This window comes from Pseudonocardia wallangbongensis, assembly GCF_054486945.1.
In genome coordinates, this window is the sequence record NZ_JBRERS010000003.1 from 413,142 (window position 1) to 437,244 (window position 24,103).

General features: G+C 75.0%; 17 protein-coding genes. 5 read left to right on the plus strand and 12 right to left on the minus strand.

Going from position 1 to position 24,103, the window contains the following annotated elements:
* Positions 1 to 16: 16 nt before the first annotated feature.
* Entirely contained in the window at positions 17 to 2,074 is a 2,058-nt protein-coding gene (locus tag ACU436_RS13315) for an acyltransferase family protein (RefSeq protein ID WP_459025002.1), read from the plus strand.
* Positions 2,075 to 2,223: 149 nt separating this feature from the next.
* Here ACU436_RS13315 and ACU436_RS13320 read toward each other — a convergent pair whose 3' ends face one another.
* A complete protein-coding gene (locus ACU436_RS13320; RefSeq protein WP_459025004.1) occupies positions 2,224 to 5,685 on the minus strand; it encodes an ATP-binding cassette domain-containing protein in 3,462 nt (1,153 codons plus the stop codon).
* A gap of 172 nt (positions 5,686 to 5,857) precedes the next feature.
* Positions 5,858 to 6,529, minus strand: a complete 672-nt coding sequence (locus tag ACU436_RS13325; protein WP_459025006.1) for a LysM peptidoglycan-binding domain-containing protein — start codon at positions 6,527 to 6,529, stop codon at positions 5,858 to 5,860.
* 238 nt (positions 6,530 to 6,767) lie between these two features.
* Between ACU436_RS13325 and ACU436_RS13330 the strand changes: the two genes are divergently transcribed.
* Together ACU436_RS13330 and ACU436_RS13335 are read left to right on the plus strand one after the other, a co-directional pair.
* Positions 6,768 to 7,361: a tetratricopeptide repeat protein gene (locus ACU436_RS13330; protein WP_459025008.1), complete on the plus strand. Its 594-nt coding sequence runs from the start codon at positions 6,768 to 6,770 to the stop codon at positions 7,359 to 7,361.
* Positions 7,362 to 7,406: 45 nt separating this feature from the next.
* Positions 7,407 to 9,005 carry an amino acid permease gene (locus ACU436_RS13335; RefSeq protein WP_459025009.1) on the plus strand — a complete coding sequence of 533 codons (1,599 nt, stop codon included), beginning with the start codon at positions 7,407 to 7,409 and terminating at the stop codon, positions 9,003 to 9,005.
* A 27-nt stretch (positions 9,006 to 9,032) separates the two neighbouring features.
* Here ACU436_RS13335 and ACU436_RS13340 read toward each other — a convergent pair whose 3' ends face one another.
* Positions 9,033 to 9,545: a DinB family protein gene (locus tag ACU436_RS13340; RefSeq protein WP_459025011.1), complete on the minus strand. Its 513-nt coding sequence runs from the start codon at positions 9,543 to 9,545 to the stop codon at positions 9,033 to 9,035.
* 49 nt (positions 9,546 to 9,594) lie between these two features.
* Positions 9,595 to 10,014 carry a hypothetical protein gene (locus tag ACU436_RS13345; RefSeq protein WP_459025013.1) on the minus strand — a complete coding sequence of 140 codons (420 nt, stop codon included), beginning with the start codon at positions 10,012 to 10,014 and terminating at the stop codon, positions 9,595 to 9,597.
* Positions 10,015 to 10,086: 72 nt separating this feature from the next.
* Between ACU436_RS13345 and ACU436_RS13350 the strand changes: the two genes are divergently transcribed.
* A complete protein-coding gene (locus tag ACU436_RS13350) occupies positions 10,087 to 10,689 on the plus strand; it encodes a TetR/AcrR family transcriptional regulator (protein WP_459025015.1) in 603 nt (200 codons plus the stop codon).
* On the opposite strand, the gene ACU436_RS13355 is transcribed toward ACU436_RS13350, so the two are convergent.
* The 6 genes from ACU436_RS13355 to ACU436_RS13380 form a co-directional block, all read right to left on the minus strand.
* A complete protein-coding gene (locus ACU436_RS13355; RefSeq protein WP_459025016.1) occupies positions 10,670 to 12,991 on the minus strand; it encodes a phosphotransferase in 2,322 nt (773 codons plus the stop codon). The genes ACU436_RS13350 and ACU436_RS13355 overlap by 20 nt on opposite strands.
* Before the next feature lie 187 nt (positions 12,992 to 13,178).
* The gene (locus ACU436_RS13360) at positions 13,179 to 13,517 is read right to left on the minus strand and encodes a DUF3040 domain-containing protein (RefSeq protein ID WP_459025018.1); all 339 of its coding nucleotides are present in this window, start codon (positions 13,515 to 13,517) and stop codon (positions 13,179 to 13,181) included.
* Between the two features lie 88 nt (positions 13,518 to 13,605).
* A complete protein-coding gene (locus ACU436_RS13365; RefSeq protein WP_459025020.1) occupies positions 13,606 to 14,511 on the minus strand; it encodes a L,D-transpeptidase family protein in 906 nt (301 codons plus the stop codon).
* Positions 14,512 to 14,649: 138 nt separating this feature from the next.
* Positions 14,650 to 16,407 carry an ABC transporter ATP-binding protein gene (locus ACU436_RS13370; RefSeq protein WP_459025022.1) on the minus strand — a complete coding sequence of 586 codons (1,758 nt, stop codon included), beginning with the start codon at positions 16,405 to 16,407 and terminating at the stop codon, positions 14,650 to 14,652.
* A complete protein-coding gene (locus tag ACU436_RS13375) occupies positions 16,400 to 18,067 on the minus strand; it encodes an ABC transporter transmembrane domain-containing protein (protein ID WP_459025024.1) in 1,668 nt (555 codons plus the stop codon). The genes ACU436_RS13370 and ACU436_RS13375 overlap by 8 nt, the downstream gene beginning before the upstream one ends.
* Before the next feature lie 33 nt (positions 18,068 to 18,100).
* The gene (locus ACU436_RS13380; protein ID WP_459025026.1) at positions 18,101 to 21,508 is read right to left on the minus strand and encodes an indolepyruvate ferredoxin oxidoreductase family protein; all 3,408 of its coding nucleotides are present in this window, start codon (positions 21,506 to 21,508) and stop codon (positions 18,101 to 18,103) included.
* A gap of 144 nt (positions 21,509 to 21,652) precedes the next feature.
* Between ACU436_RS13380 and ACU436_RS13385 the strand changes: the two genes are divergently transcribed.
* On the plus strand, positions 21,653 to 22,087 hold the full coding sequence (locus tag ACU436_RS13385) for an Lrp/AsnC family transcriptional regulator (RefSeq protein ID WP_459025027.1): 435 nt from the start codon (positions 21,653 to 21,655) through the stop codon (positions 22,085 to 22,087).
* On the opposite strand, the gene ACU436_RS13390 is transcribed toward ACU436_RS13385, so the two are convergent.
* A complete protein-coding gene (locus ACU436_RS13390; protein WP_459025029.1) occupies positions 22,088 to 23,284 on the minus strand; it encodes an alpha-D-ribose 1-methylphosphonate 5-triphosphate diphosphatase in 1,197 nt (398 codons plus the stop codon).
* Positions 23,285 to 23,369: 85 nt separating this feature from the next.
* Positions 23,370 to 24,101, minus strand: a complete 732-nt coding sequence (locus ACU436_RS13395; protein WP_459025031.1) for an ATP-binding cassette domain-containing protein — start codon at positions 24,099 to 24,101, stop codon at positions 23,370 to 23,372.
* Positions 24,102 to 24,103: the final 2 nt, after the last annotated feature.

The window sequence follows — 24,103 nt, forward strand, 5'->3', positions numbered from 1 at the left end:
GGAGGGGGAGGACTGCATGACACCGCGTGAGCAGCCGGGTGGGCATCCGGTCGTGCGACCGGGTGTTGCGTCGGCGTTCCGCCCGGAGCTGCAGGGTCTACGTGCGCTCGCGGTCCTCCTCGTCGCCGTCTACCACATCTGGGTCGGTCGGGTCTCCGGCGGCGTCGACGTCTTCTTCCTGGTGTCCGGCTTCCTGCTCACGGGCCAGTTGCTGCGCGCCGCCGGCCGTGGCGACCTCGACGTCCGGCGCCGGTGGACCCGCTCCGTCTCGCGCCTCGTGCCCGCCGCGGCGGTGGTGCTCGTCGTCACCACGGTGGCCGCCGTGCTCGTCCTTCCGGAGGGCCGCTGGGGCCAGACGGTCCGCGAGATCGTGGCCTCGGCCCTGTTCCTGGAGAACTGGCAGCTCGCGGCCGACTCGGTCGACTACGCCGCCCGCAACAACGTCGAGAGCGTGGCCCAGCACTTCTGGTCGCTGTCGGTGCAGATGCAGGTGTTCCTGCTCTGGCCGCTGCTGTTCGCGGTGGTGGCGCTGGCCTGCCGCAACGTGGCCCTGATCGATCGGCCCGGCACCCTCCGGCGCACCGCGACGATGGTGCTGCTGGGGGTGTTCGCGGCGTCCCTCGTCTACTCGGTGGACCTCACGATCACGAACCAGCCGCTCGCGTACTTCCACACGCTGACCCGGCTGTGGGAGTTCGCGCTCGGCGGGCTGCTCGCGCTGCACGGCGACCGGATCGTCCTCTCGCTCCGGGCCCGCGTGGCCGCCGGCTGGACGGGCGTGGTCGGGCTGGTGGCGTGCGGTGCGCTGATCCCGGTCGCGCAGGCCTTCCCCGGCATCGCCGCGCTGTGGCCCACCGGCTGCGCGGCGCTCGTGCTGCTGGCCGGCTGCACCGGCGCGCCGCTGGCCGCCGACCGGATCCTCACCGCGGCCCCGGCCCGCTACCTGGGCGACATCAGCTACGGGCTGTACCTGTGGCACTGGCCCCTGCTCGTGCTGTACCTGCAGGGCACCGGGGCGGAGTCGGTCGGCTTCGGCACGGGCGCGCTGATCATCGGGGTGGCCACGGTCCTCGCCGCGAGCACCCACGAGTTCGTCGAGAAGCCCCTCGCGCGCCGGCGCGGCGGCACCCGCCGGCAGGCCCGGATCACGGTGGCCTGCACCGCGGCCGTCCTCACCGTGGCGCTCGCCTGGCAGGTGGCCGCCGTGCTCCGCGTCGACCCGGAGGCCGTGCTCGGCGACGACGCCCACCCGGGCGCCCACGCGCTGCTCTCGGACGACGAGATCTCGCCCGCGCCGCTGCTGCCCTCCGCGGTGGCGGTCACCGAGGACTGGGTACGCATCGAGCGATGGGACTGCACGCCGATGACCGGCTTCCCGATGGACGCATGCGCCCAGCCGTTGCGCGTGGCCGAGGACACGCAGGAACTCGTGCCGCCCGACCGCAGGATCGTGGTCGTGGGCGACTCGCACGCCCAGCAGCTCACCGGCGCGCTGCTGCCGATCGCGGAGCAGCACAACTGGCAGATCATCGCCATCGTGCGCGGCGCGTGCCCGTTCTCCACGGCGTCCGAGGTGGTGCCCGACGAGGCCGACTGCCTGGCCTGGAACGCCGCCGCCGCCGACGAGATCACCGCGCTGCAGCCGGACGCCGTCGTCACCCTCGCCACCCGCGACGCCCGCGTCGGCCAGACCGAGCAGACCCCCGCCGGGTTCGTCGAGCGGTGGCGCCGGCTCGACGAGCAGGGCATCCCGGTGATCGCGCTGCGCGACAACCCGCGGTTCGACCACTCGGTGCCCGACTGCGTGCAGACCCGACCCGACGACGTCGGCGGCTGCGGCGTGGACCGTGCGGACATCTACGCGCCCACACCGCCATGGGCCGACCTGCCCGACATCCCCCCGAACGTCACGTTCGTCGACACCGCCGACGCCGTGTGCGACGCGGAACGCTGCCCGCCGGTGATCGGCAACGTCCTCGTGTACATGGACGACAACCACCTCACGGCCACCTACAGCACGTCGATGTCCGACCTGCTCGCGAGCCGGATCGAGGAGGGCCTGGGCTGGCCGTGACTCGGTCGGCGGTCTCGCTCCGGCGCGCGGGGCCACCGGAGGCCGGTTTCGCGGGCATGATCATTGCTTCGGCGCGAAAGCGGGCGAATCTGGCCCGGGAACGCGCCGAATCGCCGATCGAGTGCAGTCAGTGTGACCGGGGGTTCTGGTCAACCCGCCAGGTGGCCCCAGCGCCCGGCGAGCTCCGACCACGGTCCCGTGGCCGCCACCCTCCCGTCCTCCAGCACCACGACGCGGTCGGCGCGGGCCAGCGCGGAGCGCTTGGAGCTGCAGCCCACCACCGTGGTGCCGCGGCGGCGCAGCGCCTCCCACAGCTCGATCTCGGTGCGGGCGTCGAGCGCGGAGGAGACGTCGTCGGCGACCAGCAGTTCGGCCTCCGTGGCGAGGGCCCTGGCGAGCGCCAGCCGCTGCACCTGTCCACCGGAGAGCCGCACGCCGCGGTGGCCGATCAGCGCCCCGTGGCCGCCCGCCTCGTCGACGTCGGCCTCCAGCCGGGCGTCGTCGAGCGCGTCCTGGAGCGGCCGGTCGTGGTCGAGTGCGACGTTGTCGGAGAACGAGCCGGACAGCACGCGCGGCACCTGGCCGACGTATGCCACCTGGCCGGGGCGCAGGAAGAGCTGCGGGTCGTCGACCTCGAGGTCGTTCCAGCGGATGCTGCCCTCGTGGTCGACCAGCCCGGCGAGGCCGGCGAGCAGGCTGGACTTGCCGGCGCCGACGCGCCCGGTCAGCAGCACGAGCGAGCCGGCGTCGATCGTGAGGTCGACGTCCTGGACGCCGACGGTGCCGTCGTCGTGCACGGCGGTGACGCGGTCGAGGCTGAGGCGCTTGAGCGGCACCCGGCCGGGCGCCGGGGGCGCGGGGGCGGTGCCCGCCGCGAGGTCGACGCCGGGCGGCAGCCGGGTGAGGTCGGCACCGCCTGCGAGGTCGGACGTCGCCTGCAGCCAGCGATGGGCCACCGGGGCCTCGGTGACGGCCGCGCCGAACACCACGCCGAACCAGCCGGACCCGCTCACCACGGTGGTCACCAGCAGGGCGGTGGCGAGGTCCCAGCCGCCCGCCAGGTGCACCGCCCATGCCGTCACCACGCCGATCTGCATGAGCAGCGCGGGCGCCCCCTCCAACAGCATGCGCACCCGCTGCTCCCGCACCGCGGCCGCGACCCGGCGCCCGTCCACCCGCCGCAGGTGCTCCTGCACGTCGGTGGTGGCCGCGGCGAGCTTGACGGTGCGCGCGGCGTCGAGCACCGACACCAGGGCCGCGCCGAACCGGGCCCGCGCGTCGCCCGCGACACGTGCCGACGACCCGGCGAGAGGGGCACCGAGGGCCGACACGGCCGCGGACACGAGCAGCACGGCGCCGAGCACGCCGCCTGCGAGCAGGTTCTGGCCCGCGACGGCCGTGGCCAGGACGACGAGCGCGCCGCCCGCCACGTCGACCCAGCGGTCGACGTAGAGCACGAGGCGGTCGGAGTCCAGCGCCCTCGCCACGACCTCGCCGGCGGGGGTGCGGGCCAGGCGCCGCTGCATGGTCTGCCCGCACAGCACGGCGAGGCGCATTCGCAGCGTGACGGCCGACCACCACTGCGGATAGGTGCGGAAGGCGACCGCGAGGGCCAGCGGCGCGAGGAGCAGCGTCGTGGCCAGCGGAGCGGCCGAGCTCCACGGGGACGCCCCTTGTTCGAGGGCGCTCACGAGCCGGCCCCACAGCCAGCCCGTGACCACCCCCCACACGCCCAGCAGCGACGCCACGAGGAAGGCGGTCCCGCCCAGCAGGCCCCAGCGCGGGTGGGCGAGCATCGTGCGCACCACCGTGCGGGCGAGGCGGGCACGCACCGGCGGGGGAGCGGGCTTCGGTGGACGCCGGACCGCGGTGCCGAACCGGGTGGCGGGCTCGACGGCGGGTTCGCCGTCGCCTGCCGCGGCGAGCAGGTCGCGGAACGGTCCCGGCTCGGCCGCGAGCCGGACGCGATCGCCGTGTTGCACCAGGCGCCCGCCGTCGAGCACCGCCACGGCGTCGCAGCGGCGGGTCGTGGAGAGCCGGTGCGCGACGACGATGCCGGTGCGGCCCGCGAGGAGCCGGTCGGTGGCGTGGGTGACGCGGCGCTCGGTCTGCGGGTCCATGCGTGCGGTCGCCTCGTCGAGCACGACCACCGCGACGTCGCGCACGAGGAGCCGGGCGAACGCCACCAGCTGTTCCTCGCCCGCGGACAGCGTGGTGCCGCCGGCGCCGAGCCGGGTCTGCAAGCCGCCGGGCAAGGCGGCGACCCACTCGGACAGGCCGAGCGCGTCGACGGCAGCCTCCACCGCGGCCGGTGGGACGTCCCCGAAGAGCGTGATGTTCTCCTCGAGGGTGGCCGTGAGGATCTCGGTGCGCTGGGTGACCACCCCGACGGCCCGGCGGAGGTCCGCCACGTCGGTGGCGGTGACGTCCTGCCCGGCGACGAACACGCTGCCCGGTGGCGGCTCCACGGCGCGCGACAGCAGCTTGGTGAGCGTGGACTTGCCGGCCCCGGTGCGCCCGACCAGCGCGCACGTCGTGCCGGCGGGGACGGTGAGGTCGACCGACCGCAGGGCGAACCCGCCCGGGTAGCCGAACGTGAGGTCCCGGACCTGCACCGGGCATCCCGTGCCACCCGGCAGGGGACGCCCGCCGACCGGCTCCTGCGGCGCGGCCAGGAGGCCGCGGATGCGCTGGAGCGCGCCCAGCCCGGCCTGCACCTCGGGCATCTGCATGCTGATGTTGTTCAGCTGGCCCCCGAACGTGGTGAAGAGCAGCCAGAGCGTGACGAGCTCGGCCACCCCGAGCCCGCCCGCGCTGACGAGGGCGGCTCCGGTCACGGCGAGCGCGGCGAGCATCCCGTGCAGGACCAGCCCGCTGCGCAGCCCGACGCGCGTGGCGGTGGCGCAGGTGGCCGCGACGCGGCATAGCACCTCCCGCGCGCGCAGCGCGTACTGGCGCACGACGTGCGGTTGACCGAGCGAGGAACGCACGTCGTCGCGGCCGGCGACGGCCTCCTCCAGTTGGGCGGAGTGGTCCGACCACGCGGCTTCCTCCGCGAGCTTGCGCGCGGCGATGACGGCGGTGAGCGGGCGGACCAGCGCGGCCGCGAGCAGCCCGACGACGGGGAAGGCGATCCAGGCCGGCCACCAGGTGAGGCCGGCGACCACCCAGGCCAGCACGGACCGCAGCGCGGCATGCCCGAGCTGCCACCCGGTGCGCCGCATCAGCACGCCGAGCTGGCGGGCGTCGTCGTCGACGCGGTCGAGCACCTCCCCGACGGCCTGCTCCTCCAGCACCGGTAGCGGCTGGTGGAGCGCGGCGTGCAGCAGGTCGGCGCGCAGGCGCCCCTCGGCGCGCCCGACGACCCCGGAGAACGCGGTGCGGCCGGCGGTGTCGAGCGCGGTGGCCCCGACCAGGAGCGCGCCGAGCAGCCCGATCAGCCCGGCGTCGGGGTGTTCGGCCACCCGGCCGGCGACCACGGCACCGAGCGTCTCGGCGACCGCGGCGACGACGACGAGCGCGGTGACCACGGCGCTGGTGCCGCCGGCGAGACGCCGCCAGGTGAGCGGCGGCACCGCAGGTCGCCGCTCGCGCAGCCCGCTCTCGTCCATGCCCCCCGGCCCGTGCCCCCCGCCGGCCCTCGTGCCGGAGGTCGGACACTAGCTGCCGCGGAGGCGGGATGCGCCCGATTTTCCGGGGCTCTCGCGGCCGGGTCCGGTGGAGCGAGCGGCTCGTTCGCGCGCTTGGTGCGAGCGGGTGTGCCGTTCGCTCGCGGTCGGGACACTAGGAGATGCGCAGGCGGGCGCCGGCGACGATCCGGTCGGCGTCGGCGATCTCCGGGTTGAGCCGCAGCAGCTGCGAGACGGTGATGTTGTGGCGTGACGCCAGGCCGGTGAGCGTGGCGCCCTCGGGGATCGCGATCTCGTTCGGCGGCGCCGGCCGGATGACGAGGCTCGCGCCCGCCTGGATCCGGTCGGGGTCGGCGATTGCGTTCTGCTCGGCGATCTGCTCGAGCGGGACCTGGTAGCGCAGGGCGATGCGGGCGAGCGTCTCCCCGGGCTGCACGGTGTGGGTGGCCGGCCGGTCCGCGTCGGGTGGCGGGCCGGGTTCCGGTGGCGCGCTGCGCGGCGGCTCGGGGCGCGCCGACCCCGGGCGCGGTGGGACGTCGGGGCCGGTGGAGGTGGCCGGCGCGCGCGGGGTCGTCGGCCGGGGCGGCGAGGGTGGCACGGCCGGCTCGGCCGGGGGTTCCCCGACGGGGGCGGGGGTGGCGGGCTGCGGCTCGGACTGGGACGCGGTGATCACCGCGATCACCGCGGCGGCGACCGGGACGGCGGCGAGCAGCCCGATCAGCGCCTGCTTGCCGGTGACCGGGCGCCGACCACCGCCTTCGGCACGCGCGTCGGAGGCAGCGGACTCGAGGTCCCGCCGCAGCCTCTCGTGATCGGGCTCGTTCATCGCGCGTATTCTCCATCCCTCGTTCGGGTGTACGCCACCGGGTCGGCTTACGCGGACGGTGGTCACATCCGGCCGTCGCGGCTTGCATCCCCCGTGGTCGATCAGGTTGACTCTCCACGTTCGGCCGAGCGGTCGTCACGGAACGTGTCGACACGATCCCTTGGGGGTCTGAATGCCCTGGTGGTCCGGTGAGGCGGACGGTGAGTTGCCCGTCGCCGCGGATGGATCGCGACCGGCGGTGCGGGGTGCCCCGGAGCGGGGCACCGTGCAGGAGCTCGCGGTCCGCAACGCTCGTGCGGCCGCCCTCTTCTCGGCGGGCAACGTGAAGGAAGCCGCCGCCATGTTCGAGGACACGCTGCGCGGGTGCCGCGCGCTGCTCGGGCGCGACCACCACGCCACGCTGACCGTCGCGGGCAACCTCGGCGCCGCGCGGGTGTCGGCGGGCAAGCGGCGGGAGGGCATCCACATGATCGCCGAGAACGTGGCCGACCGCGCGCGCCTGCTCGGCGACGAGGACCCCCGCACCCTCACCGCCCGCGACGCGCTCGCCGTGGCGTACCGGCTCGCCGGTGACGTGGACGACGCCGTCGAGATCTCGGGGCAGGTCACCTCGCAGCGACGGCGGAACCTCGGCCCGGCCCACCCCGACACGCTCACCTCGCGGATGGGCCTGGCCCGCGCCCAGGCCGCGGCCGGTGACCTCGAGGCGGCCACCGCGCTGCTGAGCGCCGCCGTGCAGGACGCGGAGCAGGCGCTCCCGCCGCGTCACCCACACCTCACCGCCCTCGTCGACTGCGCCGAGGCCATCGGCATGACCCGCCGCGAGGGTTAGCCCCCGGAACTCCGAGCTCCCCACCCCCCGAACCGAGGCAATACCATGTCGACCCCGACCGGCTACCTGACGCGCGAGCGCGAGACCGCGCGCAGCGACGAAGCCCTGCTGCTGCGCCTGGGCTACTCGCAGGTGCTCTACCGCCAGATGGGCGGGTTCTCGAACTTCGCCATCTCGTTCACGATCATCTCGGTCCTCGCCGGGTGCCTCACGTCGTACTACCTCGCGTTCAACAACGGCGGCCCGATCGCGATCACCTGGGGCTGGTTGCTCGTCGGCGTCTTCTGCGTGCTCGTCGCGATGGCGATGGGCGAGATCGCGTCCTCGATGCCCACGGCGGGAGCGCTGTACTTCTGGGCGTCCAAGCTCGGCGGGCCCGCGTGGGGCTGGTTCACCGGATGGTTCAACCTGCTCGGCCAGATCGCGGTGACCGCCGCCATCCAGTACGGCTCGGCGACGTTCACGACGGCGCTGCTGAACCTCTGGTTCCCGAGCCTCGTCGGCACCGACACGACCACGATCTTCATCGTCTTCAGCGTGATCGCCGCCGGCCAGCTGGGGCTGAACCTGTTCAACGTCAACCTGCTGTCGCGGATCAACGCCCTGTCCGCGTGGTGGCACATGGCCGGGGTCGCGCTGATCGTCGTGATCCTGATCATCGTGCCGACCCAGCACCGGTCGGCGGCGTTCGTGTTCGGCGAAGTGATCAACAACTCCGGGTTCTCCGACACGAGCATCTGGTTCGTCTTCGGCCTCGGGCTGCTGATGGCGCAGTACACCGTCACCGGGTACGACGCCTCGGCCCACATGAGCGAGGAGACGCGGGGGGCGTCGCGCGCCACGGCGCTGGGCATCGTGTGGTCCGTCGTGGCGTCGGTCGTGTTCGGGTTCATCCTGCTGGTCGCCGTGACGTTCGCGGTGCCGGACGTGCAGGGCACCCTCGACGCCGGCGGGATGGCGGTGGTCTACATCTGGTCCGAGGCCACCAACGAGTCGTGGGCCGAGTTCATGCTGATCATCGTCGTGATCGCGCAGCTGTTCTGCGGCACCGCGTCGGTGACGTCGGCGTCGCGGATGATGTTCGCCTTCTCCCGCGACCGGGCGGTGCCCGGGTCGCGGCTGTGGCGCCGGGTCGGGGCCAACCGCGTGCCGGTGAACGCGGTGATCGCGATCGCGGTCACCGCGTGGGCGCTGATGCTCCCGACCCTCGCCAACGGTGTGGTCGGCTACGCGGTCGGCACCTCGATCGCCGTGATCGGCCTCTACATCGCGTTCGCGCTGCCGATCATCCTGCGGATCAAGGCCGGCGACCGGTTCGAGGCGGGCGCCTGGAGCCTCGGCAGGCACTACAAGTGGATCTCCCGGATCGCGGTGGTCTGGATCGGGCTGGTGTGCGTCCTCTTCCTGATGCCGATCTCGCCGAACGGCATCCCCGGGGCCGAGGGCTTCGCCTGGGAGTCGGTGAACTACGCCCCGCTGACGGTGGGCGGCGCGGTCGTCCTGTTCGGCGGCTGGTACTTCGTCTCGGCCCGCAAGTGGTTCACCGGGCCGGTCCGGGAGACCCGCACCCAGGAGGATCTCACCACCGCCCAGTACGAGAACGGCCGCTCGCACCACGTGCGCCAGCCCGTCCGGCCGTACTGACCCGGCCGTACCGCCGCGGGACGGGGCTCAGCGCCCGGCCGCCCGCAGCATCCGGAGCTGGCCGAGCTCCGCGGTGTTCTTCATGAGCTCGGCGTTGGCCCAGGCCAGCATCTGAGCGACGGTCATCCCGGCGTCGGCCGGCCAGGGGAACGGGGCGGGCGCGGCGAGGTCGGCGTCGGTGAGCCGGTCGAGCACCGTGAGCCACTCGTCGTGCAGCCCGCGGAGCCAGTCGACGGTGGCGGCGGGGCCGGGCCACGCCACCGCCGTCCGCTCGTGCGGTTCGCGCCCCTGCGCGTGGTCGGTCGTCACGGTCCACCACCAGCCGAGGTGCCAGGTCACCCAGCCGATCGTCGGCACCGGGACGGGGTCGGGCTCGGTGTCGGCCCAGTCCGGCACCCAGCTCCCGTCGGGCCCCTGCCGCACGGTCCAGCAGCGCGCCGCCGGTTCCCAGAGGAAGTCCTCGGCGGCCAGCAGTTCCAGGTGCAGCTCGGCGAGCGACCAGGTCAGGTCGAACTGCCAGCGCAGGAGGTCGGGCGGCACCCGGTGATCATCTCGGCGCGCCGCCGCTCGTGCACCTCGATTTGCCGACTCACGCGGCCCCGCGCCACCGGTGGCGGGCCGTGGGGTGGACCAGGGCGCCGGCCGGAGGGACCTCGACGCCGACGGTCCGCCGCACGAGTCGCCGCTCCCGCTCGTGCGCGGCGGCGAGCGCGGGGACGTCGGAATGGGCGTCCAGGAGCGCGCGGACGCCCCGGCCGCCCGTGGCGGGATCGATCCACGCCGCCACGACCGCGGCGTCGAAGTCCGCAGGAGAGCCGTCGGGCGCGTTCTCGAGCAGCGCGTCGACGCGGGCGAGGAGCGCCGTGCGCCAGCGGTGGTGGAGCGCGAGCAGGAACGCCTCGACATTGCCGAACGCGGCCTCGACGTCACCGCGGCGGCTGATCTCCGGGCGCCCGGTGCGGACGGCCTCGGCGAGCACCTCGCGGATCAGCAGGAACTTCGGGGACATGGCGTCGGTCTCCAGCGCTGCGATGGTTACATACTCTGTGTACGTACTCTGAGTATGTCGTAGACTCCGTGCATGTCAAGGCCGAAGAGCCGCCGCGAGCTCTACTCGGAGGCCACCCGCGCCGCGCTGCTGGAGACCGCCACCGCGATGTTCGCCGAGCGCGGCTTCGCGCGGACGTCCCTGGACGACATCGCGGTCGCCACCCAGGTCACCCGCGGCGCCGTGTACCACCACTTCGAGAGCAAGCAGGCCGTGTTCGAGGCGGTCTACGACGCGCTCGAGCAGGACATGACGGCGCGGGTCTCGGCCGCGGCGGCCGAGCAGCCGGACGCGTGGCAGGCGGGGATGTCCGCGCTCGACACGTTCCTCGACCTGTGTTGCGAGGACCGGTACGGCCGGCTGTGCTGGCTGGAGGGCCCGATCGCGTTGGGCTGGGCGCGGTGGATGGACTACGAGAAGAAGTACGCGTACGCGCTGATCGACGGGTTCCTGCAGGCCTCCCGGGAGCAGGGGCTGCTCGCCGCGGTGCCGGCGCCGACGACGAGCGAGCTGGTCTTCCACCTGCTGGGCGGGGCCGGGCGCATCATCGCCGAGTCACCGGAGGCCGACCGCGGAGCGGTGCGTGACGGCTGCGCCGCGACGATCCGCCGGATGCTCAACGGGTTGCGCGCGTAGCCGGCTCGGCCCGGGCCCCCTGCGTGCGGCGGAGCAGGTCGGCGGCACCCTGCACGACCACGCGCACGTTGCGCCGGTTCCACACCGGGTTGGCGGCCATCCGGTCCGAGCGCGTCACGCAGGAGTTGACGTGCTCCAGCCAGCCGAGCAGGACCAGCAGTTCGGGGGCGAGGGCACTGCCGCCGAGCGCGGACTGGCAGCCGACGAGCACGTCGCCCTCGGCCCGCGGCATGCTCTCGAGCCACCGCAGCACCGCCGGGCCGTACTCCTCGCCGTTCGCCATCGCCTCCGCCATCGGCATGAAGGTCGCGACGTCGAGCACGGACAGGCCGTCCGGCTGCGCGGTGCACCAGTCGATGATCGCGCTCACCTGCCCGTTCGGTGCGGCGAGCAGGTTCACCGGCAGGTAGTCGCCGTGGGTCCAGCCCACGCCGACGATCTGGCCGCGCAGCTGGGAGTCCACCAGCGCGGCGAGCCGGCCCGCCTCCGTCCGCAACCCGGACGGCAGCGTGCGGGAGATCGCGGCGATCGGGCCGTGCACCCAGCTGTCGAGCTCCGCGTCCCCGATCCGGCGCAGGGTGGACGTGTGCCGGTGCAGCTCGCTGATCGCGGCGACCGCACTGGACTGGAAAGCGCCGCGGCGCGCCGGGTCGGCCAGCGCGTCGGGTCCGGGCTCGCCGGGCAGCATCGTCTCGGTGAGGCAGTAGGTGTCGCCGATCTCGGCGGTGCCGAGCACGCGGGGGATGAGCGGTGTCCAGTGCTGGAGGCGCGGGTCGGCGTGCAGTGCCGCCAAAGCCGCCGTCTGCTGGCGCAGCTCCAGCTGCCCGTTCGCGGTGTCGGCGGCCTTGAGCAGGGCCTGGCGCTCGCCCGCCGGCCCGACGGCGACCACGACCGTCTCGGAGCCCCCGCCCATGCGGGAGCCGAGCGCCCAGCCGGCCGGGGCGCCCAGCCGCTGCAGGCCGTCCGTGCCGACCCGGCGCAGGAGGGCGGAGCTCCGGATGGCGTCGAGCCACCTTCCGGGCGGGCCGGGGACCCACGGTGCGCTCGTGATCAGCACGATCGCCGCGACGGCGCACTGCGCGATCAGCCAGGCCAGCCCGACGGCAAGGACGCCCAAGTGCGGCATGAGCACCCAGGCCAGCCCGATCGTGAGCACCGAGAGGGCGGTCGGCACGCCGAACTGCACGCTCCGGTGCTGCCGGACACGCGCCGTGCTGGTGGCGGCCGCCGTGATCACGTTGGGGATCGCGGAGAGGGCGACGAGCGCGAGCGCCCCGGTGCCCGTGGCGGCGTAGTGCGGGCCGAACAGCGCGAGCACCAGCGGCGCGCCGAGGGCCAGGACCAGGGCGACCGGGACCACGAGCATCAGCCCGCGCCGCACCGTCTCCCGCCGCGCCTTGTCGACCTGCGCCGGGTCGGCCGCGCTGTGGGCGATCATCGACTGCCCCATGCCGGAGGGCACCATGTACAGGGCGAGGCCGAACTGCCAGACCATGTTGTAGGCGGCCGCCGCCTCGGCGCCGAGCCGGCCGAGCACCAGCACCGGCAGGCCCATCATCGCGGCCTGCCAGAAGAGTGCGCCCACGTAGTCGGCGCCGATGAACCGGCCGATGGCGCCCACCGTGATCGGCACCGCGCGGTCGGCGGTCTTCTGGCCGTGTGCGGGCAGCAGCCGCAGTGTCAGCCACAGGTTGATCGGCAACACGACGACGGCCGTGGCGATCACCCAGGACAGGGCGATGCCACCCGGCACGGCCGCCAGGGCGACCACGATCAGCAGGCCGATCTTGAGCACGGAGAAGGCGACGTTCTGGAGCGGCACGGAGGTGGCCCGGCCCACGGCGGTGAGGACGTAGGGCTGCAGGCTGAACAGCGTCCACACCGGGCAGCTCACGGCGAAGAAGGCCACCAGGGCGCCGTAGCCGGCCACGTCGACCAGCTCGGGAGCCCACCAGATCGCGCCGAGGGCGAACCCCGCGCCCGCGAGGGCGGACACGGCGACCGCCACCAGGAAGCCGAGCACGACGAGCCGCCGCGCCGCCGCGCCCGCGACGGGGACGAACCGCAGCAGTGCGTGGGACATGTTCAGGTGCGCGACGCCGCCGACGAGCATCAGCGACGAGAGCGCCACCGCGTTCACGCCGACCACCTCGGCCGGGAACATCTGCGCGGCCAGCACCCAGTAGAGCAGCCCGACCGCCGCCGTCACGCCGGAGCTCATCACCAGGGCCAGCCCGTCGCGGTGCTGCGGTGCCCGCCACCCGTTCAGCAGGCCTTTCACCCGCGCGACCGCCACTGCCACCTGCGCGCCCTCCAAAGGGAACCGGGCCGTAGAAACACCTTCGTGAACACCGTGTGGACGACAGCCGAACACCGCCGGTCCAGGGGACATCCTGCCGGAGTGCCGGATCTGTCCGCTCTCGGCCCCGGGGGACCGGCCGGTTCCCCGGCCGATCGGCTGGTGAGCGCTACGCCTGTTGCGGGGTGGATCAGCGGCCGTCGTCGTCCGGGAGCCGCTCCTGCTTCTCGATCGCCCACAGCATCCCCCACGGCACGACGATCATGGTGCCGATCACCGCGAGCAGCGCCCACACGATGGTGGGCACGAGCCCGGCGGCGGCCAGGACGGCGAAGACCGAGACGACGAGGAACGCGGCCTCCACGGCACCGGCCGGCACCGGCCGTGCGGTGGCCGTGGGACGGGCCATCTCCCGGGCGAGGCGCGGCGCGCTCGCGTCGAGGTCGTGCTCGATGGCGGCGAGGATCTCCCGCTCGCGGCCCGAGAGGGCAGGTGGCTCGTCCGGGTTCGACGCCGGTGGCGGGGGCATGCGCGACCCTCCCCACGTGGTGGTGGCCGTGGTCTACGTGTCTAGTTTACGCAGATTGTCCGGATTGACGTGCGCTCCGAACGTGCCGTCAGTAGACGGTGACCTCCGTGCCCACCGGGGCGACGTCGCTGGCCCACAGCAGGTCCATGGCCGCGTTGGTGACGCGCACGCAGCCGTGGGACGCCGGGTGCGCCGGGATGCTGCCGGAGCCGTGCACGGCGATGCCGCCGTGGAAGTACTTCGGCCGGTAGAGCATCCCCAGCTCCGCCTCGCGCATGCCGTTGATCTGGCGGTCGATCTCGAAGTCGCCGCGCGGGGTGCTCGCCACGCCCGAGCCGCCGGACGGGCGGTCGTAGGCCTCCCCGTTGCCGGTGGAGGTGTTCAGCGCCCATTGCACCTCGCCGCCGCGCACCACGAGCAGCAGCTGCCGCTCCAGGTCGACCTCGATGTGGTCACCCTCGTCGTCGTGGGGCGCGGGCCGCGACGCCGTCGGGAGCTCCGCGCGCGTCAGCGGTCCGGCGATGCCGTCGCGGTCGAGATCCGCTTCCTTCTGGAAGGCCATCACGGCCTGGCGGGTGAGCTGCCCGTAGTGACCGTCGATCTCTCCGAGCCAGTAGCCGAGCGTGGACAGGCGCTGCTGGATCTCCAGCACGGCGGGCCCGGACGAGTCGAGGTCGAGCACCGCGTCGGCGGCCTCGGGCGTGGGCGGGGCGGAGCTGGGCGGTGCCGTCGGGGACGCCGAGATGGGGGGCACGGTGGTGCCGGGCGGGGCAGTGGTGGCAGGTGCGGGCGCCGTGGCCGCGGGCGGGAGGCTGTCCGTCGAGGGGAGGAGCGGGCCGCCGCACGCGCCGGTGAGGGCGAGACCGCCCGCCACGACCACGGTGACCGCGAGCCGGACCGGTGTGCGGGCGGGGTGGTGTGGTCCTGCGCCCTGTGCATCGTCGACTGCTGCGCCGGCGGCCATGATGTACTCCTCGGGTCCCGAAACGATCATGCCCGGAGGAGTGTCCGTCGAAACGCCACGGCGCCTCGACCGCGGCCCCCGACCGGTCGGCATCGTCGAGATCATCCTGCATGCCGGGGTGCGCGGCCCGCATATCGCCCCCTGGACGCGGCGATGTCACCCGCCAGGTCAACGGGCGGTTCGCTGGGGACGCCCGTGCCACGAGTCCCATAGCGCTGCGTAGGCGCCACCGGCCCCGATGAGGTCGTCGTGGGCACCGATCTCGGTGATGCGCCCGTCCTGGAGCACCGCCACCCGGTCCGCGTCGTGGGCGGTGTGGAGCCGGTGGGCGATCGCGACCACGGTGCGTCCGGCGAGCGTGGCCGCGAGGGCCCGTTCGGTGCTGCGGGCGGAGGTCGGGTCGAGCAGCGCGGTGGCCTCGTCCAGGACCACCGTGTGCGGGTCCGCGATCACGACGCGGGCCAGCGCGAGCTGCTGGGCGACGGCGCCGCCGGGCTGGAGCGCACCGGGGCCGAGCCGGGTGTCGAGGCCGTCCGCGAGCTCGTCGAGCCGGCCGCCGACGGTGGCGAGCGCGGCCCGCAGCGCGTCGTCGCCGGCGTCCGGGTCGGCGAGGAGGAGGTTGTCGCGCACGGTGCCGAGGAACACGTGGTGCTCCTGGGTGACCAGGACGACGTGGCGGCGGCGCTCCGCGCGGTCGAGGTCGGCGATCGGGACGCCGCCCACGGTGACCGCGCCCGTGCGGGGGGCGTCCAGCCCGGCCAGGAGCCTGCCGAGGGTGGACTTGCCCGCCCCCGACGGCCCCACGAGGGCGATCCGCTCGCCCGGGTGCAGGTCCAGGTCCACGCCGCGCAGCGCGTCGCGGTCGTGTCCCGGGTAGCCGAAGTGCACGTCCCGCACGGCGATGCGCTCGCCCTGCGGTGCCCCGACCGGCCGCGCGGCCGGCGGTCCGGGTGGGTCGCCGGTGACGCCCTCGACGCGGGCGAACGCGGCGGTGCTGCTCTGCAGCTGCTCGAGGCGCCAGAGGATCTCGTTGAGGGGTGGCGCCAGCTGGAGCAGGTAGAGCGCGGCGGCGGCCACGGCGCCCAGCGTCACGGCTCCGTCGGCGAGCAGCGCCCCGCCGACCAGCAGCACCGCGACGACCGGGAGCACGTGGCAGACGTCCACGGCCGGGAACAGCACGCTGCGCAGCGCGAGCGTGCGTTCCCGGGCGAGCACGGCCGTCTCGACCGCCGCGCGGGACGCGTCGATCCGGCGCTCCTGCAACCGGAGGGCCTCGACCGTGCGGGCGCCGGCCGCGGTGGCGGTGAGGACCTCGGCGAGCGCGGCGGTGGCCGAGCCTTCCGCGAGGTAGGCGGCGTGGGCGCGCCGCAGGTACCAGCGCGCCGCGAACCACATCCCGACGAGGCCGACGAGGCCGCAGGCACCGAGCAGGGGAGCCACGACCACCACGGCGGCGAGCAGGAACAGCGCCTGGACCGCCGCGATGAGCAGTGCCGGACCGCCGTCCCGGAGGGTGACGGCCATCGCGGCCACGTCGCCGGTGCCGCGGGCGGCGATCTCGCCGGTGCCGGCCCGCTCCACCACGGCGGTCGGGAGCTCGAGCACCCGAGCGACGTACCGCTCGCGCACCCGGGAGAGCGTGCGCTCGCCGAACCGGAACGCGACCCACCGCGCCTGGCGCGCCAGGAGCAGCTGGACCACCGCGCACGCGAGGATGCCCAGCGCCAGCCGGTCCACGACCGCCGGGTCGCTCCCGGCTCGCACCTCGTCCAGGATGCGGCCCACCAGCCACGGCCCGGCGAGCCCGGCCGTGGCGGCCAGCGCGTTCAGCGCGACCATGGCGGTGACCGCCCCGGCGTCGGCCCGCGCCAGACCCAGAGCGGCGCGGCGCGCGGCGGCCGGAGTGGCGACGGGGAGCTCACCCACGGGAGACCACCGCCCGGTAGCGCGGCTCGCCGGCGAGCAGCTCGTCGTGGGTGCCGGTCGCCGCAACCCGCCCGTCCAGCAGCAGGCACACCGTGTCGGCGTGTGCCAGCACCAGCGGCGAGGTGGTGGTGACGAGCGTGCTGCGGCCGACCCGCGCCGCGCGCAGCCCGGCCGCCACCGCCGCCTCGGTGTGCGCGTCGAGCGCCGAGGTGGGATCGACGGCGAGCAGTACCTCGGGGTCGGCGACGAGGGCCCGGGCCAACCGGACGCGCTGGCGCTGGCCGCCCGACAGGTTCCGGCCGTCCCCGTCGACGCGCCCGGCGAGCCCGCCCGGCAGCCCGTGCACGACCTCCTCGACCGCCGCGGTCGCCACGGCTCGCTGCGCTGCCCCGTCGTCCTCCGGACCGGGCCCCGCCAGCACGTCGCGCAGCGGACCGGCGAACAGCGCGGCGTCCGGGTCCGCCACCAGGATCCGCTCCCGGACCTCGCCGATGGCGACCCCGTCGATGCGGTGCCCGCCCCAGGTCGTGTCCGAGCCGGCGAACCGGCCGAGCCGGTCGACCACGGCCGCGGCGTCGGCCGGGCGGGGGCTCACCAGCGCGGTGAACGAGCCGGTGGCCAGCTCCACGCCGGAGTCCGGGTCGCGCAGCGGCGCCGGTGCGCGCGGACCCGGCCCGCCGGTGGCCGGCTGGGGTTCGAGGGCGAGGAACCGCGCCACCCGGTCGGCGGCGACCCAGCCGCGGCTGAGCTGGTGGCCACCCTCGATGAGGGTGCCGACGGGCGACACGAGCAGGGCCGCGTAGCCGTACACGGCCAGCAGGTCCCCGACCGTCATCGCGCCGCCCGCGGCCGCTCGGGCGGCGACCCAGGTCACGGCGCCGACGAACAGCACCGGCAGTCCGGCCCCGACGGCCTCGATCCAGCTGCTGATCGTGCCGACCCGGTACCCCTCGGCGCGCAGGGCCCGCGAGGTGCGGCCGTAGCGCCGCGCGACGACGTCCTCGCCGCCGAGGCCGGCCAGCACGCGCAGCCCGCCGGCGATGTCCAGCAGCCGGGCGGTGAGCGCGCCCTGCCGGACCCGGTAGGTCGCCTCGACGGTCCGGAGCCGGCCCATCAGCGGCCCGACGAGCACCGCCAGCAGCGGCACGCCGAGCAGCACGACCACGGCCAGCGCCGGCGCGACCAGGCCCATCAGCACGGTCACCAGCAGCAACGTGACCACCGCACCGACACTGGGCCCGGTGACGGTCAGGGCGGTGCTCACCGTGAGGACGTCGCCCAGGCCGATGGTGGCGACCTCGCCCGCCGTGGTGCGGGCGGGCAGGGCGGCACCGAGGCGGGTGGCGTGCACCAGCACCGAGTGGGCGATGCGGAACGTCGCGTCCATCCGAACCCGCGACATGGTGCGGTGGCGCAGGATGTTCAGCGCGGCGGCGGCGACACCGGCCGCGAGCAGCGCACCCGTCCAACCGGCCAGCGCGGGCCAGTCGCCGGGGGAGAGCCCCTCGTCGACGGCGCGCCCGAGCAGGAACGGCACCAGCACGACGCTCGTCAACGACAGCGTGCCGAACACCGACCCGGCCGCGACCCGACCACGCTGGCGCACCACCAGCCACCAGAGCACGTGACCCGCACTCGCGCGGGCCGGCACGTCGATCACCGGCCCCCCGATGCCCGATCCGAACTCGCGGACCTACGTTGCCAGATCGGCGAGCGCCGCGGCGGCCTTTTCCCGGAAGGCGGTCACGGAGCGGAGCTTGATCTCCTCGTAGCCGCGGATCACGTCCGGCAGGGCGGCGATCTCCGTCACGGCATCGGCGGTGTCGGGCCGCAGGTGCTCGAGGGCCTCGCGGACGAGCGCCTGGTACTCCGGCACGAGCGCGCGCTCGACGCGGCGGACGTCGGCGCGCCCGAACGGGTCGAGCGCGGTGCCGCGCAGCCGGCGCGCGGCGCGCAGCGCCCGGAACGCCGGGCCCGCGGAGCGGCGCAGCCGGATCTTGCGGGTCATCCCGAGCGCGCGCAGCACCGGCGGGTGCAGCAGCACGGAGACGGCGGCGTCCGGGCCGAACTCGGCGTCGCGGCGCGCCTGCTCGGCCGGGTCGAGGTGCAGCCGCGCCACCTCGTACTCGTCCTTGTAGGCCATGAGCTTGTGCAGGCCGCGGGCGTAGGCGGCGGCGACCCGCTCGCCGGCGTCCGCTCCGGCCCGCTCGGCGGCGATCGTCGCGACCCGCTGGACCTCCTCGGCGTAGCGGTCGGCGTAGCGCTCGTCCTGGTAGCCGGTGAGGTCGGCGACGCGGGTGGCGAGGACGTCGGCGAAGCCCGTCGCGGTGTCGGGGGCGGCGGACGCGCCGGTGGCGGCGGCCACGGCGGCCGGTTCGGCGACGGCGGCGCGGCCCCAGCGGAACGCGGCGAGGGTCCTCTCGACGCCCGCGCCGTTCAGCCGGATGGCCTGCTCGATCGCCTCCGCCGCGATCGGGATGCAGCCGTGCTGGAACGCCGCGCCGATCAGCAGCATGTTGGCCGGCATGTGGTCGCCGAGGAGCGCCTCCGACAGGCCTTGCGCGTCGACGTGCAGGGCCGCGTCCGCACGGGTGGCCCCGGCGATCCGGTCGAGGGCGTCGGCGGGGGAGCCGGGTACGGCCACGCGCCCGGTGACCATGGCCGCCGTCGGTACCACGGCGGAGCTCACCACCGCGATCGTGTGCCCCGGCCTGGCGACGGCGAGGTTCGCCTCGGAGGCGGCGCCGAGCAGGTCGAAACCGATGAGCACGTCCGCGGTGCCGGGAGAGGCCCGCAGGGCCCCCCGCACCGGCTGCTTGGCGATGCGGACGTCGCTCACCACCGGCCCGCCCTTCTGGGCCAGCCCGATCTGCTCCAGCCCGGCCGCGTAGCGACCGTCGAGGTGCGCGGCCATCTGCAGGATCTGCGACACGGTGACGACGCCGGTGCCGCCGATGCCGGGCATGCGCAGGAGCGTGGTGTCCTCGGTGAGTCGGCTCACCGGCTCGGGGAGCCCGGTGGGCGGGTCCGGAATCGGCCGCGGGCGCCGGCTGCCCGGTTCGACCAGCAGGAACGAGGGGCAGTCGCCCTTGAGACAGGACAGGTCGGTGTTGCAGGAGGCCTGGTGGATGCGGGTCTTGCGGCCGAACTCGGTCTCCACCGGCTGCACGGACAGGCACGTGGAGGCCTGCGCGCAGTCGCCGCATCCCTCGCACACGCGCTCGTTGATCACGACCTTCGCGGTGGGCGCGGGAAGCTTCCCGCGTTTGCGCAGGCGTCGCTCCTCGGCGGCGCAGCGGTCGTCGTGGATCAGGACGGTGACGCCCTCCAGGGCGGCGAGCTCCCGCTCGGCAGCGGCGAACTCGTCGCGGTGCGCCACGGTCGCGATCGGGTCGAGGGTGACGCCGCGGTAGCTGCCCGGGTCGGCCGTGGTGACGACCACGCGGCGCACACCCTCGACCGCGAGCCATCGGGTGAGCGCGGGAACGTCGAGGCGGCCCTCGGCGCGCTGGCCACCGGTCATCGCGACGGCGTCGTTGTAGAGCAGCTTGTAGGTCATGGTGACGCCGGCGGCGACGGCCGCGCGGACGGCCAGGGACCCGGAGTGGTGGAACGTGCCGTCGCCGAGGTTCTGCACGAAGTGGCGGTCGTCGGTGAACGGGGCCAGCCCGAGCCACTGCGCGCCCTCGCCGCCCATCTGCGTGAGCCCGAGCTGGTGGCCGCGGCCCGCGCCGTCGAGCGCGATCATCGCGTGGCAGCCGATGCCGACGCCGACGAGCGTGTCGTCGCCGGTGCGCGTGGAGGTGTTGTGCGGGCAGCCGGAGCAGAAGAACGGGGTGCGGGCGGCGAGGGGGAGCGCGATCCGGGACGGCGGCTTGGGGGTGATCGCCTCCAGGTGGACCGTGGAGGTGCGGGGGAGCCGGTCGGGGCCGATGCGGGCGGCGAGCGCGCGGGCCACGTCCTCGGCTCCGAGCGCAGAGCGGGCGGGGAGCAGCGGGCGGCCGTCCGGGTCGTGGCGGCCGACGATGCGCGGCACGCCCGCACGGCCGTACAGCGCCGACTTGAGGTGGTTCTCGAGGAACGGCACCTTGTCCTCGACGACGAGCACCTCGTCGAGGCCGTCGGTGAGCTCGGCGAGGTGCTCGGCGTCCACCGGGAACGGCATGCCGAGGGTGATGATCCGCAGGCCGAGCGCCTCCATGGCGGGCTCGTCGAGCCCGAGGTCGTCGAGGGCGCGTTGCACGACCGCCGCGACCGTGCCGGACGCGAGCACGCCCAGGCGCGCGTGCCGGGCGGTGAACGAGATGCGGTTGAACCCGGCCGTGCGCGCGTAGGCGCGGGCGAGGTCGAGCCGCCGGGTCAGCGCGTCGTGCTCGGCGTCGAGGGCGGTGGCGCCGACGAGGACGCGGGGCGCCTCCTCGGCGCGGCCCGGCACCGGCACGCCGAGCTCGAGCGCACCGACGTCGACCGTGGCGGCGGCGTCGGCGACGTCGGCCACGATCTTCATCCCGGTCCAGAGCCCGCAGGCGCGCGACATCGCCACGGCGTGCAGCCCGAGCTCGACGATCTCCGCGACGGATCCGGGCGCGAAGAGCGGGAGCACCAGGCTCTGGGCCATCGGCTCGCAGGAGCTGGGCACGGTGGAGGACTTGCAGGACGGGTCGTCGCCGATCAGGGCCACCGCGCCACCGAGCGCGGTGGTGCCGGCGAGCGTGCCGTGCCGGATGGCGTCCGCCGCCCGGTCGAGGCCCGGGTTCTTGCCGTACCAGAAGCCGGTGACCCCGTCGTGCCGGCGGCCGGGGGCCTGGCGCAGCAGCTGGGTGCCGGCGACGGCGGTGGCCGCGAGCTCCTCGTTGACGGCGGGCCGGAAGACCACGCCCGCATCGTCGAGGAACCGGCCGGCGCGGCCCATCTCCTGGTCCAGCCCGGCGAGCGGCGAGCCCTGGTACCCGCTGACGAACGCGCGGGTGTCCAGGCCGCGGGCGGTGTCGAGCCGGCGTTGCTCGAGGATCATCCGCACGAGCGCCTGGATCCCGGTGAGCAGGACCCGGCCGTTCAGGGCGGTGTACTTGTCGTCCAGCGTGACTGTGGTGGGCGGCACCCTCGACCTCCGTCAGTGCGGGTATGAGGAGGAGACCCGGTTCGGACCCGATCGGGCAAGAGCCCGGGCGTCTCCACCAGGAAACACGCAAAGAGGTTGTGCTTGGATCGGTCGGAAGTGGATGTTCTTTGCGCGGAGGGTTATGTGGTCGACGACACGGATCGCCTGCTCGTCGACCTGCTGGTGGCCGACGGCCGTCGAACCTACTCCGAGATGGCCGTGGAGGTGGGGCTCTCGGTCGCCGCGGTGAAGCGGCGGGTGGACCGGCTGCGCGAGCTCGGCGTGATCACCGGGTTCACGGTGCAGGTGGACCACGCGAAGCTCGGCCAGGGTGTCGAGGCGTTCATCGAGCTGCGCTTCCTCGGCACGACCCGGGTGAGCGAGATCGTCCGCTCGGTGTCGACCATCCCGGAGGTGCGCGCGGTCTTCACGCTCGCGGGCGACCCGGACGCGCTGGTGCAGCTGCGGGTGCGCGACCTCGGCCACCTGCAGCTCGTGATCGACACGCTGCGCCGTTCCGGCTCGGTCACCGGCACCCGCACCCTCATGGTCCTGGGCTCGTGGGAGCGGGGCGGCTGATCACCAGGGCCCCTCGGCCCGCAGCACGGTCCGCACCACCGGCCAGGGCCGCCCGGCCTCGACGAGCACGAGGTCGGCGCGGCCGCCGGGAGTCAGCGCGCCTCGGTCGGGGAGCGCGACGGCCTCCGCGGCGCCCGCCGTCACCAGCCCGACCGCGGCCGGCAGGGTCGCGACGCCGTCGGCGGCGAGCAGGAACGCGGCGGCCAGCAGGCCGGACGGCAGGTAGTCGGAGGCGAGCGCGGTCACCAGGCCGCGGGCCACGAGCTCGCGCGCGGAGGCGTTGCCGGAGTGCGAGACGCCGCGCAGCGCGTTCGGCGCGCCCATGACCACCGGCATGCCGCGCTCCCTCGCCGCGACCGCGGCCCCGGCGGTGGTGGGGAACTCGGCCACCGCCCCGCCGCGCCCGGCCAGCGCGGCGATCTCCGCGGCCGACGCCGGATCGTGCCCGACCAGGCGCACCCCGCCGTCCCGCGCCAGCCCGCCCAGCACGGCCAGGGCCTCGTCCCGGACGCCGGCGTTCGCCTCGCGCTGGGCGACGAACGCGTCGACGTGGGCGCGGGCCTGCTCGGTGGTGAGGTCGCGGGTGCCCATGACCCACCGCTCGTAGAAGCTGCGGTCGGCGTACTGGCCCTGGCCGGGCGTGTGGTCCTCGTGCGAGACGAGCGCGGTCGCGCCGAGGCCGGTGAGCCGGGTCCGCAGTGCCGCGAGCCCCTCGGCGGACCGCACGTCGAGCCGGTGCAGGATGCGGTGCTCGACGGGGCCGTCGCCGCGGTCGGCCACCTGGCGGCACATCTCGAGGGCCGCGTCCACCGAGCGCACCTTGAGCGAGCCCTCGCCCTGCTCGAACGCGGCGCCGTGGAAGACCGTCGTGATCCCGGCGGCGCGCAGCTTGCCCTCGAACGACAGCAGCGCGAACCGCCACGGCATCTCGGCGCCGGGGCGCGGCATCCGCTCGCGCTCGAGCCCGTCGGAGTGGACGTCCACGAGACCGGGCAGGCAGTAGGCCCCGCCGCCGTCCACGTCGGCGCTCGTGCCGGCGGGGTGCGGGCCGACCTCGGCGATGCACCCGCCGCGGACGGCGATGCGGGCGTCGTCGAGCACGCGGTCGGGCAGGACGGCCCGCACGTGCCCGAGCACGTAGTCGGCGGGCGGGCGGCCGAGCGACCACGGCGCCGCCGTTGCCGCTGAGGCGGTCACCGCCCGCCCCCGAACCGCAGCATGGTGGCTTTACTCCGGTTGAGCCGGAGCAAAGCCACCATGCTCCGGCGGGTGACCGGGCTACTCATGCCGCCACCTCCAGCACCTCGCGCGGTGTGCCCGCACGGGACACCCGGCCGTCGCTCAGCTCCACCACGCGGGTCGCCAGGCGGCGCATCGCGTCGGCGTCGTGGAAGACCGCGAGCACCGCGACGCCCGCACCCGACAGCGACGCGATCAGCTCGAGGGCGCGCTCCCGGTTGGCCGGGTCGAGCGCCGACACCGGCTCGTCGAGCAGCAGCAGCCGCGGCGGGCGCACGGTGGCCGCCGCGAGGTTGACGCGCTGGCGCTCGCCGCCGGAGAGCACGCCGCAGTCGACGTCCCACAGCGCCTCGTCGAGGGCGAGGCGGCGCAGGGCCGCCGCGGCGGCATCGGTCGCGGCGACGCGGTCCAGCCCGCGCCGGCGTGCGGCTGCGGCCACCAGCGCGAGCGGACCGGTGCGCGGCGGCGCGGCGAGGAACTGCGAGACGTACCCCAGCTCGCGGGCCCGCAGCCGGGCGAGCGCGCGGTCGGGGAGGGCGGTGAGCTCGACCGGCCCGCCGTCCCCGCACAGGGTGACCGTGCCCGCGTCGGGCAGGTAGGTGCGGTGCACGCAGCGCAGCAGGCTCGACTTGCCCGCGCCGCTCGGCCCGGCCAGCGCGACGTGCTCGCCGGCGTCGACGTCGAGGTCGACGCCGCGCAGCGAGGCGACGGTGCGTCCGTCGACGGTGTGCAGGGTGAACGTCTTCTCGAGGCCTCTGACCTGCAGGACGCTCATGA

Excerpts from the sequence above, each read along its gene's own strand:
- ACU436_RS13350 (WP_459025015.1), top strand. The coding sequence starts at position 10,087 with ATGTCAAGGCCGAAGAGCCGCCGCGAGCTCTACTCGGAGGCCACCCGC.
- ACU436_RS13365 (WP_459025020.1), bottom strand. The coding sequence starts at position 14,511 with ATGATCGTTTCGGGACCCGAGGAGTACATCATGGCCGCCGGCGCAGCA.
- ACU436_RS13320 (WP_459025004.1), bottom strand. The coding sequence starts at position 5,685 with ATGGACGAGAGCGGGCTGCGCGAGCGGCGACCTGCGGTGCCGCCGCTC.
- ACU436_RS13325 (WP_459025006.1), bottom strand. The coding sequence starts at position 6,529 with ATGAACGAGCCCGATCACGAGAGGCTGCGGCGGGACCTCGAGTCCGCT.
- ACU436_RS13395 (WP_459025031.1), bottom strand. The coding sequence starts at position 24,101 with ATGAGCGTCCTGCAGGTCAGAGGCCTCGAGAAGACGTTCACCCTGCAC.
- ACU436_RS13360 (WP_459025018.1), bottom strand. The coding sequence starts at position 13,517 with ATGCCCCCGCCACCGGCGTCGAACCCGGACGAGCCACCTGCCCTCTCG.
- ACU436_RS13345 (WP_459025013.1), bottom strand. The coding sequence starts at position 10,014 with ATGTCCCCGAAGTTCCTGCTGATCCGCGAGGTGCTCGCCGAGGCCGTC.
- ACU436_RS13315 (WP_459025002.1), top strand. The coding sequence starts at position 17 with ATGACACCGCGTGAGCAGCCGGGTGGGCATCCGGTCGTGCGACCGGGT.
- ACU436_RS13335 (WP_459025009.1), top strand. The coding sequence starts at position 7,407 with ATGTCGACCCCGACCGGCTACCTGACGCGCGAGCGCGAGACCGCGCGC.